Consider the following 14155-nt stretch of genomic DNA (forward strand, 5'->3'; position numbering starts at 1 on the left):
CCCACGTCCACCAGGCGGCGGGCGTAGGGCTTAAGGAAAGCCGGGTAATACCGAGATTCCCGATCCCTAGGGACCTTCAGGTCCACCTGGCCGAAGGTGGTCTCCAGCTTGCGGGGGTAGTAGCCGTTCCTGCGCCCCCCGTGCACCTGCAAGAAGGCTGTCCGGTCCAGCTCCAGAACCGTCTGCAGAACCTCGGCTACTGTCTCCCGCACCGCTTCCCTCAGCAAGATCCGCAAGGTATCCTGGTCCACGGGGCACCTCCTCGTTCCAAGGTGTGCCCCCCTATTAAACACGGACCCTTACACATAAATCCTTACACGACCCTTTGACGCTACAGACAGGAGGAAACCTCATGTCACCTAGGATGTCCTTATGTTCATCGGGATGGTTTTTGTTGTTCCCCTTGGCGCTCATTGGTTGCTCGTCCGGCTCGAGTCCGGCGAGCAAAGTGGACCCTCCTCCCGTGCTGACGTTGCCCTTTAAGGGAGAGTTCCGGGTTACCAACGTCAGCGACCACGAGTACCCCTTTCAGTTCCAGGACAACAACGGCTACCTCCTCAGCTGGTGGGGGGAGAAGCTTCCCGGGGTAGACGGACACCAGGGGTACGATTTCCCCATGCCGGAAGGCACGCCCCTCCTGGCGATCTACGACGGTGAGGTGGCCTTTGCGGGTTGGGAGAACCCCTTCTACTGCCCTTCCCTAGACAAGACGGTGTCTGGCCTGGGCGTCGTGTTGCGCCACCGCCTGCCGAACGGAGAGGTCTTTTTGTCCATCTACGCTCATCTAAGCGAGGTGCAGGTAAGGACGGGCGACCAGGTGCGCGCAGGACAGGTCCTGGGCCTTTCCGGCAACACGGGATGCAGCACGGGGCCCCACCTGCACTTCGAGATGCGCCGTTTGAGGGGCTCAGCGTGGCCGGTCTTTGACCCCTATGGCTGGAGCGGAGAGGGAGAGGATCCCTGGAGCAAGCACCCTTCCGGGGTTTCCAGCGTATGGCTCTGGGCGGAGGGGAAGGCGCCTCCCCTGTTTGCCGAGGTAAGCCTTCCGCCCAACCCCCAACCCACGGACCGCGCTCCGGTGGCCATTACGAAGGTCCGGTATATGGGAGTCAGAGACGCCCTCAACCCCAACAACGAGTTCGTGGAGATCACGGCGGACCCCCGCTTCGCCTCGGCCCCGGTTTCCCTTAAGGGGTTTTTCCTTCAGAACAAGCTTGGGGAGACCTTCGCCTTCCCGGACCTCACCCTGGAGCCCGGGGCTTCCTTGCGGGTCTACACGGGCCAAGGCAACCCAACCCAGGAGGCTTTGTTCTGGAATAGAACCCAACCGGCGTGGGACAACTGGGGCGACTGCGCTCAACTGGTTTACCCTTCCGGGGGTCGTTACCGCGTGGGCTACCGCTCGGGGTGTACGTGGGCTCAGGGACTCGGGGCTTTGGCCAGCGAGGAGGCAAGGATCCTCCGAGATGCCCACAACCTTCCTCTTCCCTAGCTACCCACTCAGCGCCCTTTTTTACCAGACCTTGAAGACCACTAGGGGAGCAGGGTCTCAAGCCGCACCCACTACTTTCCCAGTCTCCCCTACCTTGGCAGGGTGGGCTTTGAGGCCTCCCGGGGTGGGCCCCTGTGTCGCCCCACGGACCCAGCTCCTTGCGCCTTCCCTGTGTTATGCTCTTCCTGTATGCGCCTAACCGTCCACATCCCCGAGGACCTGGCCCGCCTCCTCCGCCAGACGGCGGAGAACGAGGGCAAGTCCATGAGCGCCCTCACCGCCGAGGCCTTGGAGGCCTACCTTAAGGAGCGCCGGCGCAGGGCCTTGGGCCTGAAGGTCCTGGAACGGGCCGGTAAGAGCCGGGTGGCCGGGGAGGCCCACCGCCTCCTGGAGGAGGGGCGGCGTGACCGCCCTTGACACCGGCTTCTTCCTCCGCCTCCTGGAGGGGCACGAGGAGGCCGGGGCCCTGTGGCGGGCCCTGGCGGAGGGGGAAAGGGAGGGGGTGGTGTCGGGCCTCTCCCTGGTGGAGCTCCTGCGCCTGGGCCTGAAGGGCGCCCTGGAGAAGGAGGACACGGAACTCCTCCTCCAGGCCATCCCCGCCGTCTGCCGGGTGGTCTGGCCAGACTGGACCATTGGGGAGCGGGCGGCCCGGCTCTCCCACGGCCTCCACCTGCCCCTGGTGGACGCCCTGGTGCTGGCCACCGCTCTGGAGGCGGGGGCGAAGGAGCTTTGGACCGCGGACGCCGACCTTGCCCGGTACGAGGGGAAGCTCCGGGTGGTCCTGCTCAGGTAGGGGCTTCACTGGGCCACCGCCATCCGGCCCGAGACGGGGGGCCCTGCCCACGATCTCCCGGTTGCTTAGCGCCACACCTCAAATAAGCCCCAAACTAAGGGGGCAGAAGGCGACGCCTCCTAGACCTTCCAAGCGGGCAGGACCAGGCGGGGAAGCCCCATCTGCGCCGTCAGGAAGTCCACGTAGAGCCTCAGGTAGGGCCAGAGGTGCACGATCAGGTTTCGCTCCCTGAAGGTGCGGAAGAGGAGTTCGTCCGGGAAGAGGGGCGTGGCGTAGCCGGCCCTCACCCTGAGCCGCAGGAAACCGAAGAGCCCCTCCTCGTCCTGGAAGTCCAGGTTCAAGGCGAGCCCGGCGGTGAAGCCCCCCTCCCTCGGCTCGGGGCCGAAGGCCTCGAGGCCCATGCAGAAGGAGAGCTTCCCCTTGGGGGAGCGCTCCAGCTTCGCGTGGACCTCCGTCAGTTCCACGGACCGGATCTCCAGACCCTGGAGGAACCTGGCGTAGGCCTCGGGGTCGGGCTCCCCAGAAGGCGAGGGCTCTCCTCCCTTGGGCTTGAGGAGGCCCGAGCGCTTCAGGGTGCTGTAGACCCTCTGGTAGCTCAGGCCCAGGGCCTTGGCGATCTCGGAGACGCTCTTCCCTTCCCGGTAAAGCCTGCGGATGGTTTCCGATTTGTTTTCCATGCTCTAGGCGGCCCAAGAAGCCCAGGAGGCCTTGCCGAAAGCAGGCTCCGGGCCAAATCCGGCGTTTTCCCAAGAGGGATTCGTCGTCTCCGCCACGGGCTCGTCCGCCGCGAGGGAGAAGCGGGCCAGGACCTCCCCCCTCTCGTCGGCGAACTCCAGCCTTAGGGAAAGCCCCAGGGCCTGGGCGTAGCGGGCCAGGCTCTCCAGGCTCATGGAGAGGCCCGCGGAGGTCTCCAGCTGGCTCACCCGGCCCCGGGAGACCCCGAGGCGCTCGGCCACCTCCTTCTGGGAAAGCCCCCTCTCCTCCCGCAGGTAGCTGAGGAGCCAGGAGAGCTCCTCGTCCAAGACCTCCCGGTAAAGCCGCCGGGCCTCCGGGTCCTTCATGGACTCCCGGAAGTAGTCGCTAAAGTTGATGTTGTTTCCCATGGCAAGTCCCCCTAGTTAAGGTTTCTCTGGCTTTCCCTGTAAGCCTTCACCGCGAACTCCAGCAAGTCGGGGTCGGCCTCGTCCCGCTTTTTAACCTCCCCCGCGGCGACGACGAAGAGCGTGGCCCCTTGCCGCCAGTAGTAAAGCCGAAGCCCCGAGGGATGACGCAGTTCCCAGATGGGCGCCTGGAGCCCCTTAAGAGGCTTGGCCAAAGGTGGACGCAAGTCAGGACCGTGCTCCTCCAAGTTCTTGAGAAGGCGCTGGGCGAAGGCCAGAAGCTTGGGGTTGCTCCTCTTGAGAGCGTTGAAGAACTCCAGGACTTGAGAGTACCCTCGGGCATCCCGATAAAGCTCCACCCGGTACTGCGCCACTGCACACCCCCATATTAGTAGACCCCTTGAGGTTAGTCAAGGCTAACACAAGCGGGCCCCTTTCCTCGGGTTACCCCGCCTCGAGGTCCCCGCTTCCAGATGGCCCTGGAACCGCCGCACTAGGGCCTTTTGGAGGGGGGTGTGTAGCTAAAAAGCCCTCGCCCGCCTGGAGGAGGAGCGCAAGGCCCTCGAGGCCCTCTCCCCCCTCCCCGTCTACTGGCGGCGGGTCAAGTGCGGGAAGGAGCGTTGCCGGAAGTGTCCCCACGGGCCCTACCCCTACCTCAAGGTGAAGAAGGGGGGGCGGTGGCGGTGGAAGTACCTGGGCAAGGGGTGGCAACCCCCCGAGGGCTTCACCCGGCCCCGGGAGTTCCTGGAGGCCCTGGCCCGCTACAAGGCCCTCCTAAGGCGGCGGGAGGCCCTCCTGGAGCGCCTGGCGGAGGCGGAGCGGGCCCTAAGCTAAGCAAGCATTGCTACAATATGGGTTGATGCGCCGCATCATGTTGCCACTCCTCCCCCTCCTGGGCCTCGCCTTCGCCCAGACCTGCACCGTGCGGTACACCGCTCCCAACTACCCCGAGCTTCCCGTGGGGAGGCCCCAGGTCTACCTCACCGTCTCCCCCACCGCCCTGGCCTCTCCTGGAAGCTTCACCGTGCGGGCCTGGACCTCCTCCCCCTCCACCACGGCCTGGGTGCGGGTGCGGTGGACGGGAAGCCAGCTCGCCCTCGGAGACGTGGGGCCATGGAACCCCATTTACCCCGCCCTCCTGTCCCCCAACCCGGTCCAGGGGTGCCCCGAGGTCCAGGTGTCCACCCGGGACCTCTCCTTCCGGGACAACGGCTTCCACAACTTTGTGGCGGAGGCCTTCGTCTACTGGAAGGAGTGGTGGGAGGACTGGTCCTGCAAGTACCGGGACGACCAGGGCAAGGAGCAGACGACCACGGTGACCACCTCTGGGGGCGCGCCGAGGTATCCCTACTACGCCTGCACCCTCCTCCGGGGCTACTGGGTTCCTCTGAGCGGGACGATCTCCACCTCGAGCCGGGGGGCGGCCTACCTCACCTGGGAGCGGGAGCTCTCCTACGACGAGGTCTTGAACGAGTTCGCCACCCGCCTCGTGGAGGACCACAAGCGGGCCACGGCCTCCATGCTCGCCTACGCCTACGCCAAGGAGATCCCGGAGCCCGTGCGGAGCGCCCTCGCCAAGGTGGCCCAGGGCTACTTCTACGACTGTGGCTTCCTCGGCATCTGCCAGCGGGCGGACCCGGCGGGGGAGGTCAAGATCCTCACGGACGTGCCCAGCATCCTCTACGGCCTTCTCTACACCGGGAGGCTTTGCGGGGGGTTCATCACCTTCTGCTTCAGCGCTCAAAACTCCCGTGGGGCCGACATCGGTCCCAAGGTGGAGATCAAGACCTTCCTCATGGTCAAGGGGCTTCGGCACGACTACCTCCTCATGGACCGGGTGATCCCCCGCAAGTACTACGACCCCTCGGACCCCGAGTACCCCGCGGTGCCCCAGGACGAGCGGAGCCAGGTCCTCCAGGGGTGCGGGACTTACAAGGACACCCCAGAGGGGAGGCGGTGCCTGGCCCTGGCGGAGACCCCCACGGGCCTGGTGCCCACCCTGAAGACCCTCCTCATGATTGACCCCATGTTCCAGCGGGGGAGGCAGTACCCATGACCTGGATCCGTTGGGCCATCGGCGTTTCGGCGGGGATCGTCTTTGCTCTCGCATACGGTCCTTCCTGGTTTTTCGCGGGCCTCCTCTGGCCCGTGGTCCTTCATCTGGTGGACGCCTTTTCCCGGGAGGTGAGGCGTGCGTAAGTTCGTTCTCGTCCCCTTCCTCTCTCTAGCCCTGGCCCAGGTGGGCCTCGTGGACGGCCCCCGTCCTTCCACGGAGGTCCGGGGGACGCTCCAGGGGGACATGAGGCAGGGGTACAGCGTGGTGGTGGAGTTCCTGGTGGAAAGCGGGGCCAATCCCACCCAGGGTTCCACCAACCAGACCCTCGGGTGGAACGGGAAGCTCTACCTCTGCATTTCCGGGTGCGACTACTTCACCCTCTCGGGGTACACTCCGAACACTCCCTACAACGGGGCGGTCTTTGACCTCCGCGACTCCCAGAACCGCCTCCGGGGGCGGGCCTCGGTGAGCACGGTCTACGACTCCCAGAACAGGCCCTCCTACCACCAGGTGCAGTACGCCGTCTGGCCCCTCCAGGGGACCAGGACCTGGATGCCCTCCCCGGACAACCCCGTGCCCATAGAGGCGGGGGGGTGGCTTTCCGTGAGGCCCCCCGGGGGAAGCGCCAGGGAGCGGTACCGCTATCCCGGGATGGAGTCCTACCAGTCCCCCTCGGTCCAGGGGTCCATCCTCTCCGGCATCTCCCCGGGGGACCGGGACGTGGTGGCGAAGAGCGTCCTCTCTTCTCTAGCGGACCTGAGGGCCTTCTACGCCCGCCAGCCCGGGGGAAGCACCCTCTGGTTCTTCGTCCCCGAGGTCTCGGCCTGGACCCAGACCCTGGCCCAGGAGTTCCGGGCGCGAAACGGGGGGCAGGAGCGGTTCGTGGTCCCGGAGGGGACGGCGAGGGGCTACTGCTCCCTCTACCGGAGCGACGCCCGCTACCACGTGATGCCCCGGGAAAGCCTCGCCAAGGAGCAGTCCTTCGCCGTCATCTACCCGCCCTCTTCTACCGCCGGTTCCTCCCAGAAGGGGGCGGTGATGGCGGGGAGGTTCCTGGTGGACCGCCCGGACTGGCAGGAGACGGACTACCTCTACTTCACCACGCCCCTCTCCCCCACCCAGGAGGGGCTTCCCGAGGCCCGGGCCCTCGTGTGGGGGTACATCTCCCAAAGCAACCTCAGAGCCCGGGTGGAGTTCAAGGAGTGGGGCCTGTCCCCTTTCACCAATTGGACTACAAGCCTGGGAACGCGCCCCTCGGACTGGGACGGGCGGTTCAGCGCCGTGGTGGGGCGGGGAGACGAGAGCTTCTACCTGGAGGGGTGGGCTTCCGGGGCCACCTGGAGCGGGGCGCGGTACTTCAACGTGCGGGACACCCAGGGGCGGTACCGGGGGTACGCCTACGTGTACGCCCAGGGGGGGACAACCACCCTTTCCAACCTGGGGGCTTACTACGATTGGGGGACGACCCCGGAGGGCATCCAGTTCACTTACGGGGGGCAGACCTACACCCTTTCAGGGTGTAGGTTGAGGACCACTTCTGAGTGGACTTGTTCGGTGAAGGACGCCTCAGGCCGGGATGTGGGCACGGCGTACCTGTACGCCTACTTCGTGAGCGTGGACTACACCTGGCTTTTCAACCTTTACAAGGTGGTTCTGAGCACCGGGCTTCGCTACACGGGTTCCGCCTACCTCCGGGGGTGGCAGGAGACCTGGCGCTACGCCAGCGACAACGACCGCCCCGTGGAGGCCTTCGGGTACGTGACGGCGGAGGGGAAGCGGTACCGGGTCCCCGGCCTCGAGGGCTACCTCCAGCCCACGGGGAAGGACCTGGAGGTGGCCGAGGGCGACCCCTACGTGAGCTACATCACCCGCTCCCTCTCGCCCCAGGGGAACCCCTTCGCCGGGACGGGGCGGGAGGAGGCCAAGCTCTGGTTCAAGCCCCTCAGGGACTGGTGCGCGGAAAGGGGGTTGTGAGATGCGGTGGGTTTGGGCGCTCTCCCTCTTCTCCCTGGCCCTGGCCCAGGGGCCTACCTACGAGGACTGGACCAAGTACCTGCTCTCCGCCCCGGACTACCGCCTGGAGCAGGTCCTGAAGGGGAAGTGGCCCTACCTGGAGGTCCTGAGGAAGGACCGCCTTAGGGACTACCAGGGAGGGGCCACCACCCCGGAGGCCCAGGCCCACGAGTTCTACCTCCCCCTCTCCAGCCTCGAGGCCACCCGGGAGGTGGCGCGGGACCTGAGGAAGGCGTGGCAGAGGTTTGAGGAGCGCTACTACTGGAGGGTCATCACCGAGCTCAACAACCCCGCCTTCTGGTTCGCCTACTGCCTCGCCGGGGTGAAGGGGCCGGAGCTAAATCCTCCTCTCCCCGAGTTCAAGCTCATGGTGCCCTCCGAGGGGGTGGACACCGCCTTCCTGGAGGCCGCCACCCGCTCCACCCCCCTGGACCTGGGGAGGTGGGCCTCGGCGGGGCTCCACAAGCTGGACAAGTACCTCCCCGTGCCCCAGGTGGACCCGAAGGAGTTCTGCGACGGGCTCGGGATGCAGATCCTGCCCCTCATGTATATCCCGGGGTTCAAGGTCCTGGTCCAGGGGACCGAGGTCTTCCGCACCCCGGGCTACCCCTCCCGCCCCTTCTGGTTCAACGAGGCGGAGGCGAACGCCCGGGTAGAGCGGGCCATGCAGAAGGCCCTCACGGACTACTACGCCGACTACCTGAAGGACGTGGCGAGGGCCCTCCTCACCCCGAGGCCTTCCACGCCCCAGGACCTCCTCTCCCTCCTCCCCAGGGACTTCCGGAGCCTGGGGAACCCTAAGGCCTACCTCCCCGTGCCCTGGCAGGGCCACCTCCTCGGGGCGGGGAGCGTGGTGGCCCCGGTCTACACCGAGCTCTTCCCCGCCGACCTCCCCGCCCTCTGGGACCAGGTGCAGGCCATCTGGGACACCTACAAGCGGCTCATCGACCGGGCGGGGACGGAGGTGGAGAAGGTGTACCTCTACGTGCACTTCTACCGCTCGGCGAAGACCCTCTTTGACTCCCGGGCCTTCCTGGGCCTTCCGGGGGTGGACGCCCTGAAGGGGAACCTGGAGAACCTGGTGAACGCCCCCTTGAGGGCCCTCACCGGGGCGATCCCCGTCCTCAAGGGGTGCGCGGGGGACCTGGACCGGGTGGCCTCGTGCGCGGCCACGGCCCTCATGACCGTGGACGAGGTGGTGAAGGCCAAGGGGGAGGTGGAAAAGCTTACCGGGGGCAAGCCCCAGGACGAGCCCCTGAAGGCGAAGGAGGCCCCGGGCCTCTGGAAGTTTGAGGAGGCCAAGCGGTGGCTCCCCCCTTCCTCCCTCCCCGTCTACGAGGCCTTCGGCTACGCCACCTTCTTCCAGGGCACGAACTTCCTGGAGGTGACCACGGTCCCCGACATCCGCAATGTGGACCTCTCCCAGGTGAACCTGGGGAACTGGATGGGGTGGGCCTGGGGCCAGCTCTCCCGCCTGGTGGTCTACTGGCACACGCCCCTCACCATCGACATCCGGGTGGAATACTGCCCCCCTTGCGTCATCGCCTACCCCTCGCTCCCCCTGGAAGGCCCCGTGCAACCCCTGGGGGTACCCCCCTATGTGCTTCCCTTCGCCCTGGAGAGGACGCATTGGCGGTGGGTCTCCGTGCCCGAGGGGTACGAGGTGCCGGGGGTGCGGGGAGCCCCCTACACCCTGGTCTCGGACCTTTCGGCCTACGCCCTGGACCTGAGGGCGCTCTATCGGCCTCTTTTGGGGAGGTGAGGATGCGGAAGGTGTTGGCTTTGGTAGCGGTCTCCCTGGCCCCGGCCCTGGCCCAGTTCGACTGGCTCTCCAACCTGGACTGGGGCGGGATCAGCAACAACCTGAACAAGGTCAGCCAGGTCCTCTCGTGCGACCCCAGTAGTCTCGCCCAACTGGACTTCTCCCAGCCCTCCTTGGTCCTCCGGGGGGTGTACCGGGTGACCAAGTGCGTCCTGTGCACCACCCTGAAGATGTGCGGCCTCCCGGACGACATGCTCTACCCCACCTTCTGGGGGGAGATTCAAAACGCCCTCGCCCGGGGCCAGGAGGTGATGGTGGTGGGCTCGGGGGCGGGGGTGGAGGCTTTGGCCCGCTACCTCGGGCTCATCCTGCACGGAGGGGGGTGCCAGAACATCTCCTACGGGGGCGTGCCCATCTACACCTGCCCGCCGGGAGGGATACGGATCCCCAAGGCCTACATCGTCACGGACGGGAGGACGGCGAGAAAGCTGGAGGCGGAGCTGAAGGAGGCGGTGAAGGAAGGCCTCCTCAAGGTGGTGGCCGTGGGGGGTGAGCGGGATGCCCCGGAGCTCTCCGGGGTCATCCTGGGTCTGCCCATCCTTTGGGCCGGGGGGAAGGGCTACCTCTTCGCCCCCGGATACAGCACCCCAGACCGCTGGCTCTGGCTTACCCCGGACGGTCCCGTCTCCAACAAAGTGGCCCTGGTGATGCGCCTAGCCACGAGCTACGTGGTGAGCGCCTCGAGGAGGCAGGAGGAAGTGCGGTGAGCCCCTCCCTTTCCCTCCCCAAGGCCTCCCTGGAGGCCCTGAAGTGGGGAGCGGTGGGGCTTGCGGCCTACGCCTTCTACCCGGCCCACCTCTGGCTCCTGGCTTTGGCGGTTCGGTGGAGGTGAGAGCGTGCGGACAGACCTGGCGGAGTTCTGGCGGATCGTGGAGGAGTCCAGCGTGGTGAAGGTGGACCACACGGGGCAGTACTACCTGGTGCGCCATCCCGAGCTCGGGTGGCGGCTCTACCAGCGGGGGATTGAGGCGGCCTTCCTCATCGCCGAGGGGGAGAAAGCGCTCTACTGGGCCCCGGAGTTCCGGGTGCCGTTGCCGGAGGTGGCGTGATGGCGTGCCCCATGTGCGGCGGGACGAGGCGCATCACGATCCGCCTCCCCGATGGCCGGGAGCTGGAGACGGCCTGCCTGGAGTGCCTGGACCGGGAGGCGGAGGAAGCTTGGGAGGACGAGGATGAGGTGGAGAGGCTTCTTGAAAGCGGGGAGCTCTTCTAGGCTCCTCGCCCTTCTCTTCCTCGCCCTGGCCCCGGCCCTGGCCCAGGGCTTACCCCAGGTGCGGGAGCTCTCCGAGCGGGAGCTCTACTGGTTCCTGGCGAACCGGACCCAGGAGGTGGTGGCCGTGGGGCTTCCCCCGGCCTCCCTGGGGGAGGCCCTGAAGGAGAAGCGCCTCACCCTGGTCCTGGGGCGGGAGGCGCCTCCTCCCTGGGCCCGGGGGGCGAAGGTGGTGCGCCTCGGGGGGGCGCCCATGGCCGGGTGGTTCCTCCTGGCGGACGGACGGTTCTTCGTGGCCCCCAAGGGGGCGGCCTTCGTGGTGGTGGAAAGCCCGGAGGTGGTGGCGGTTCTCCGGGGGTACTTCGCTGTGGCTTGGGGGAAGTAAATGCGGGTTCTCCGGTTTGACGGAAGCCAGAAGCGGCGGGTCTACGAGACCCCCATGGGGGACGGGTGGGTCCAGGAGTGGCCCACGGGGCGGTGCCGGGCCTGGTGGGAGGGCCCCGGAGGGGAGCGGGAGGACCTCGGGGACTTCCCCGGCCTGGAGGAGGCCTACGAGGCCCTCGAGGCGGCCTTCGCCCGGCGGGTAGCGGAGGTGGGCCTGGATGAGGAGGACCTGGAGCCTCCTTTTTAGCCTGCTCCTTTTGACGGGGTGCGCCCTCGAGGCCCCCCTCCTTCGGCTCTCCCTGGGCCAGGAGGAGGTGCGGGCTCGGGAGGGGGAGACGGCCATCCTCCCGGCGCGGGTGGAGGCGAGGGGGCTCAGGGCCCGCCTCTTCGTGGAGGGCCTTCCCCCGGGGATGACCCCTCCTCCCCTGGAGGTGGAGGGTAAGAGGGAGCTCTCCCTCGCCATCCCCGCCCGGGAGGCCGGGACCTGGGAGGCCCGGGTGGTGGCCGAGGGCGGGGGGATGCGGCGGGAGGCCTCCTTCCGCCTGGTGGTGGAGGGGGCTTCCTCCTTGGACCTCTACCTGGAGGGCACGGTCTACGTGGGCGGGGAAGGGGTCGCGCCCCAGGCCGCCACGAGCCGGCTGGCCCACTGCCCCAAGGGGTGCCCGGGGAGGCCCTTGGGCGGGGGGTGGTACCGGGTGGAGGGCCTGGGGGGCCAGGCCCTGGGCGGGCTGAGCCTGCCCGACCGCCCCCTCCGGGCCCAGGGGGGCGAGGCCGAGCCCCTCTTCCCCGAGGAGTGGAACCTCCCCCTGGCCCGCTTCCCCGAGGCCTGGGCCGAGGCCACGGGGGAGGGGGTGGTGGTGGCGGTGGTGGACACCGGGGTCCTCCCCGGCCACCCCGACCTCGAGGGCGTCCTCCTTCCGGGGCTGGACCTCGTGGACGGGGACACCGACCCCACGGAGCCCAGCACGGGAAGCCCCCTCCAGACCTTCCACGGGAGCCACGTCTCCGGGGTCCTGGCGGCGGCCTGGAACGGGGTGGGGATGGCGGGGGCCTCCCAGGCCCACATCCTCCCCATCCGCCTCCTCACCCCCGAGGGGACGGGGCGGGAGAGCGACCTGATCCTCGCCCTCCGGTGGGCGGCGGGGATCCCCGTGCCGGGGCTTCCCCCAAACCCCCACCCGGCCCAGGTGGTGAACCTCTCCCTGAGCGGGGAAGGCCCCTGCTCCCCCGCTTTGCAGGAGGCCCTGGACGAGGTGAGGGCCCGGGGCGTCCTGGTGGTGGCGGCGGCGGGGAACTACGGGCGGGACTTCCGGGACTACTTCCCCGGGAACTGCCGGGGGGTCCTCACCGTGGGGGCGGTGGGGTCCGACGGGAGGCTCGCCTCCTACTCCAACCGCTCCGCCCCCCTCCTCGCCCCCGGGGGGGACGGGGCTTCCGGGGTCCTGGGCCCCACCCCGGGGGGCTGGCGCCTCCTCAAGGGGACGAGCCAGGCGGCCCCCCACGTCTCGGCGGCCCTGGCCCTCCTTCGCTCCCGGGGGGCGGCTTCCCCTGAGGCCCTGGAGGGGGCCCTCCTCGCGGGGAGCAGGTCCACGCCGGAGGGGAGGCTTCTAGACGCCTTCGCCGCCCTGAAGGCCCTGGAGGGAGGCGGGGTGGCCTTGCGGGTGGAGGGCCAGCTGGCCCTGAAGCCTGGGGAGGAGGGGAGCCTCCCCGTGGAGGTCCTAAGCCCCTACCCGGTCCCCGTGCGGGTGGCGGCGGAAGGGGGGCTTGCCGCCTACCTCGCCCCGAACCCCGCCCAGGGCACGGCCCACCTCCGGGTGCGGGCGCCCACGGGGACGGCCCCCAGAGCCTACCGGGTGCGCCTGGAAGGGGGTGGGGCTGAAGCCACGGCGGAGGTCCAGGTGGAGGCCCTTCCCGCCCGGGTGGTGCTCTCGGCTTGCTCCGAGGGGGGCGTTTGCCGGAGCTTCGTCCTGCCCCCGGAAGGGGGGCCTTTCCGGCTTGAAGGCCTCTCCCCCGGGACCTACCGCCTCCTCGCCTTCCTGGACCGGGACGGGGACGGGGCCCTGGACCCGGAGGAGCCCCGGGGGGAGGCGGAGGCCAGGCCCCCGGCCAGGGGGGTGAAGGTCCTGGTGCGCTGAACCCTCTGAAATCCTTGCCCCCACTTTTTCCGGCCACACCCCCAGGAAGCCCGACTCCTAACCCTCGCGGAAAAGAGGTCAGGGTGTGGAGAGTGGCGTGGGGAAGGGGAAAAGCCGATGCGGGGAAAGTCTTAGCTACACACGGGGTGGCGGTGGAGGGGGTGGGGGGGCTAAGATGATAGTGAGGATGAGAGAAGGGCTTGGGCTGGAGGTGTGGGACCACCCGGAGGAGAGGAAGCGGCTGGTGGGAGAAGCCCTGGCCCGCTGGGACGAGGGTGCCCTCAAGGAGGCCCTCTGGGCCTACCTCGTGCGCCACCGCAAGAAGCCCGACCGGGCGGCCCCCCATTACGTGGGCTACTTCGTCCGCTGGCTCGCCCTCAAGGGGAGGCGGTGGCCCCATCTGGAGCCCGAGGACCCCAAGGCCTTCCTCCTGGAGGCCAAGGAGAGGGGCTTCCCCGGAGGGGAAAGGGGGCCCCTCTCCTGGGGCACCGTTGAGCGGGCCCGGGCGAGCCTCAGGCACCTCTTCCCCTTCCTGGACTGGGCCGGGCATCCCATGCCCCCTCACGTGCGCCTCCCCTCCCGCCAGGAGCTTCCCGTGGTCGCCCCCTCCCGGGCCATGCCCGAGGAGGAGTACGCCCGGCTCCTCCGGGAAGTGGACCTCTACCCCCTGGCCTACTGGCGTCCCCTCCTCCGGGTCCTCCTCGTCCTCCTCGGAGAAGTGGGCCTCACGGTGAAGGAGGCCGTGGAGCTCTGGCAGGAGGACGTGCGGGAGAAGGTCCTCCTGGTGCGGGGGGCCAAGCTCCGGGAGGTCCCCCTCTCCCCCCTCGCCCGGGAGGTCCTCGCCGACTGGCTCCCCCAGAGGGCCTTCCTCGCCTCCCACCAGCCCCTCCCCTACCCCCACCTCCTCCTCAAACCCGCCCCGGGGAAGAACCGGGGGAAGCCTTTGGGCCTGGAGGAGGCCAAGTGGATCCTCACCGAGTTCGCGGACTTCGCCGGGGTGAAGCCCCAGGGCAAGCGGCGGGCCGACCTCGCCCTCCCCTTGCGCTGGCGGGCCATCCGCCGCTTCCTCAAAGAAGGCCACCCCAGGGAGAAGGTGGCCTACTGGACCGGGATGAAGAGCCTCGTGGTGCCGGGGTGGGGGGAGGAGTGA

20 protein-coding genes are annotated in these 14155 nt (G+C 68.4%); 16 read left to right on the forward strand and 4 right to left on the reverse strand.

Translation table 11 applies throughout. The features are described 5' to 3' along the window. Positions 1-293: transposase (locus BLP62_RS12045; protein ID WP_176758220.1), on the reverse strand; the 293-nt coding region annotated here is incomplete at its 3' end. Positions 294-463: 170 nt separating this feature from the next. Between BLP62_RS12045 and BLP62_RS12050 the strand changes: the two genes are divergently transcribed. The 3 genes from BLP62_RS12050 (at position 464) to BLP62_RS12060 (ending at position 2285) form a co-directional block, all read left to right on the forward strand. Further along, positions 464-1492 (forward strand): peptidoglycan DD-metalloendopeptidase family protein, encoded by a 1029-nt coding sequence (locus BLP62_RS12050; RefSeq protein ID WP_244880386.1) that lies wholly within the window; start codon positions 464-466, stop codon positions 1490-1492. Between the two features lie 189 nt (positions 1493-1681). Beyond that, positions 1682-1909: a ribbon-helix-helix protein, CopG family gene (locus tag BLP62_RS12055; RefSeq protein ID WP_093008576.1), complete on the forward strand. Its 228-nt coding sequence runs from the start codon at positions 1682-1684 to the stop codon at positions 1907-1909. Continuing rightward, positions 1896-2285, forward strand: coding sequence for a type II toxin-antitoxin system VapC family toxin (locus BLP62_RS12060; RefSeq protein ID WP_093008577.1), 390 nt, complete (start codon positions 1896-1898; stop codon positions 2283-2285). Before BLP62_RS12055 ends, BLP62_RS12060 begins: the two co-directional genes overlap by 14 nt. Positions 2286-2404: 119 nt before the next feature. Here the strand turns inward: BLP62_RS12060 and BLP62_RS12065 are convergent, their stop codons facing one another. Genes BLP62_RS12065 through BLP62_RS12075 form a run of 3 tightly spaced genes read right to left on the reverse strand, consistent with a single transcriptional unit; the run spans position 2405 to position 3759 of the window. Next, entirely contained in the window at positions 2405-2962 is a 558-nt protein-coding gene (locus BLP62_RS12065) for a helix-turn-helix domain-containing protein (RefSeq protein ID WP_093008578.1), read from the reverse strand. A 3-nt stretch (positions 2963-2965) separates the two neighbouring features. Then, entirely contained in the window at positions 2966-3388 is a 423-nt protein-coding gene (locus BLP62_RS12070) for a helix-turn-helix domain-containing protein (RefSeq protein WP_093008579.1), read from the reverse strand. An 11-nt stretch (positions 3389-3399) separates the two neighbouring features. Then, entirely contained in the window at positions 3400-3759 is a 360-nt protein-coding gene (locus BLP62_RS12075; protein WP_039457402.1) for a type II toxin-antitoxin system RelE/ParE family toxin, read from the reverse strand. Between the two features lie 166 nt (positions 3760-3925). On the opposite strand from BLP62_RS12075, the gene BLP62_RS14565 reads away from it, so the two are divergent. From BLP62_RS14565 to BLP62_RS12125, 13 genes are all read left to right on the forward strand, one after another. Next, positions 3926-4219 carry a DUF6788 family protein gene (locus BLP62_RS14565; RefSeq protein WP_093008580.1) on the forward strand — a complete coding sequence of 98 codons (294 nt, stop codon included), beginning with the start codon at positions 3926-3928 and terminating at the stop codon, positions 4217-4219. Between the two features lie 25 nt (positions 4220-4244). Beyond that, complete coding sequence (locus BLP62_RS12085; RefSeq protein ID WP_093008581.1) at positions 4245-5441, forward strand: hypothetical protein; 1197 nt, start codon at positions 4245-4247, stop codon at positions 5439-5441. Then, on the forward strand, positions 5438-5584 hold the full coding sequence (locus BLP62_RS13835; RefSeq protein WP_176758221.1) for a hypothetical protein: 147 nt from the start codon (positions 5438-5440) through the stop codon (positions 5582-5584). Before BLP62_RS12085 ends, BLP62_RS13835 begins: the two co-directional genes overlap by 4 nt. After that, positions 5577-7415 (forward strand): hypothetical protein, encoded by a 1839-nt coding sequence (locus tag BLP62_RS12090; RefSeq protein WP_093008582.1) that lies wholly within the window; start codon positions 5577-5579, stop codon positions 7413-7415. Before BLP62_RS13835 ends, BLP62_RS12090 begins: the two co-directional genes overlap by 8 nt. Before the next feature lies 1 nt (position 7416). Beyond that, complete coding sequence (locus BLP62_RS12095) at positions 7417-9216, forward strand: hypothetical protein (protein WP_093008583.1); 1800 nt, start codon at positions 7417-7419, stop codon at positions 9214-9216. 2 nt (positions 9217-9218) lie between these two features. Then, a complete protein-coding gene (locus BLP62_RS12100) occupies positions 9219-9983 on the forward strand; it encodes a hypothetical protein (RefSeq protein ID WP_093008584.1) in 765 nt (254 codons plus the stop codon). Beyond that, positions 9980-10108: a hypothetical protein gene (locus tag BLP62_RS14425; RefSeq protein ID WP_277621416.1), complete on the forward strand. Its 129-nt coding sequence runs from the start codon at positions 9980-9982 to the stop codon at positions 10106-10108. The genes BLP62_RS12100 and BLP62_RS14425 overlap by 4 nt, the downstream gene beginning before the upstream one ends. A gap of 4 nt (positions 10109-10112) precedes the next feature. After that, positions 10113-10325: a hypothetical protein gene (locus BLP62_RS12105; RefSeq protein ID WP_093008585.1), complete on the forward strand. Its 213-nt coding sequence runs from the start codon at positions 10113-10115 to the stop codon at positions 10323-10325. Continuing rightward, positions 10325-10489, forward strand: a complete 165-nt coding sequence (locus tag BLP62_RS13840; protein WP_176758222.1) for a hypothetical protein — start codon at positions 10325-10327, stop codon at positions 10487-10489. The genes BLP62_RS12105 and BLP62_RS13840 overlap by 1 nt, the downstream gene beginning before the upstream one ends. Continuing rightward, a complete protein-coding gene (locus BLP62_RS12110) occupies positions 10449-10871 on the forward strand; it encodes a hypothetical protein (protein ID WP_093008586.1) in 423 nt (140 codons plus the stop codon). Before BLP62_RS13840 ends, BLP62_RS12110 begins: the two co-directional genes overlap by 41 nt. Then, positions 10872-11117, forward strand: coding sequence for a hypothetical protein (locus tag BLP62_RS12115; protein ID WP_093008587.1), 246 nt, complete (start codon positions 10872-10874; stop codon positions 11115-11117). Next, complete coding sequence (locus tag BLP62_RS12120) at positions 11089-13005, forward strand: S8 family serine peptidase (protein ID WP_093008588.1); 1917 nt, start codon at positions 11089-11091, stop codon at positions 13003-13005. The genes BLP62_RS12115 and BLP62_RS12120 overlap by 29 nt, the downstream gene beginning before the upstream one ends. A gap of 187 nt (positions 13006-13192) precedes the next feature. After that, entirely contained in the window at positions 13193-14155 is a 963-nt protein-coding gene (locus tag BLP62_RS12125; protein ID WP_093008589.1) for a recombinase XerD, read from the forward strand.

It is taken from the genome of Thermus arciformis (genome assembly GCF_900102145.1).
GTDB lineage: Bacteria > Deinococcota > Deinococci > Deinococcales > Thermaceae > Thermus > Thermus arciformis.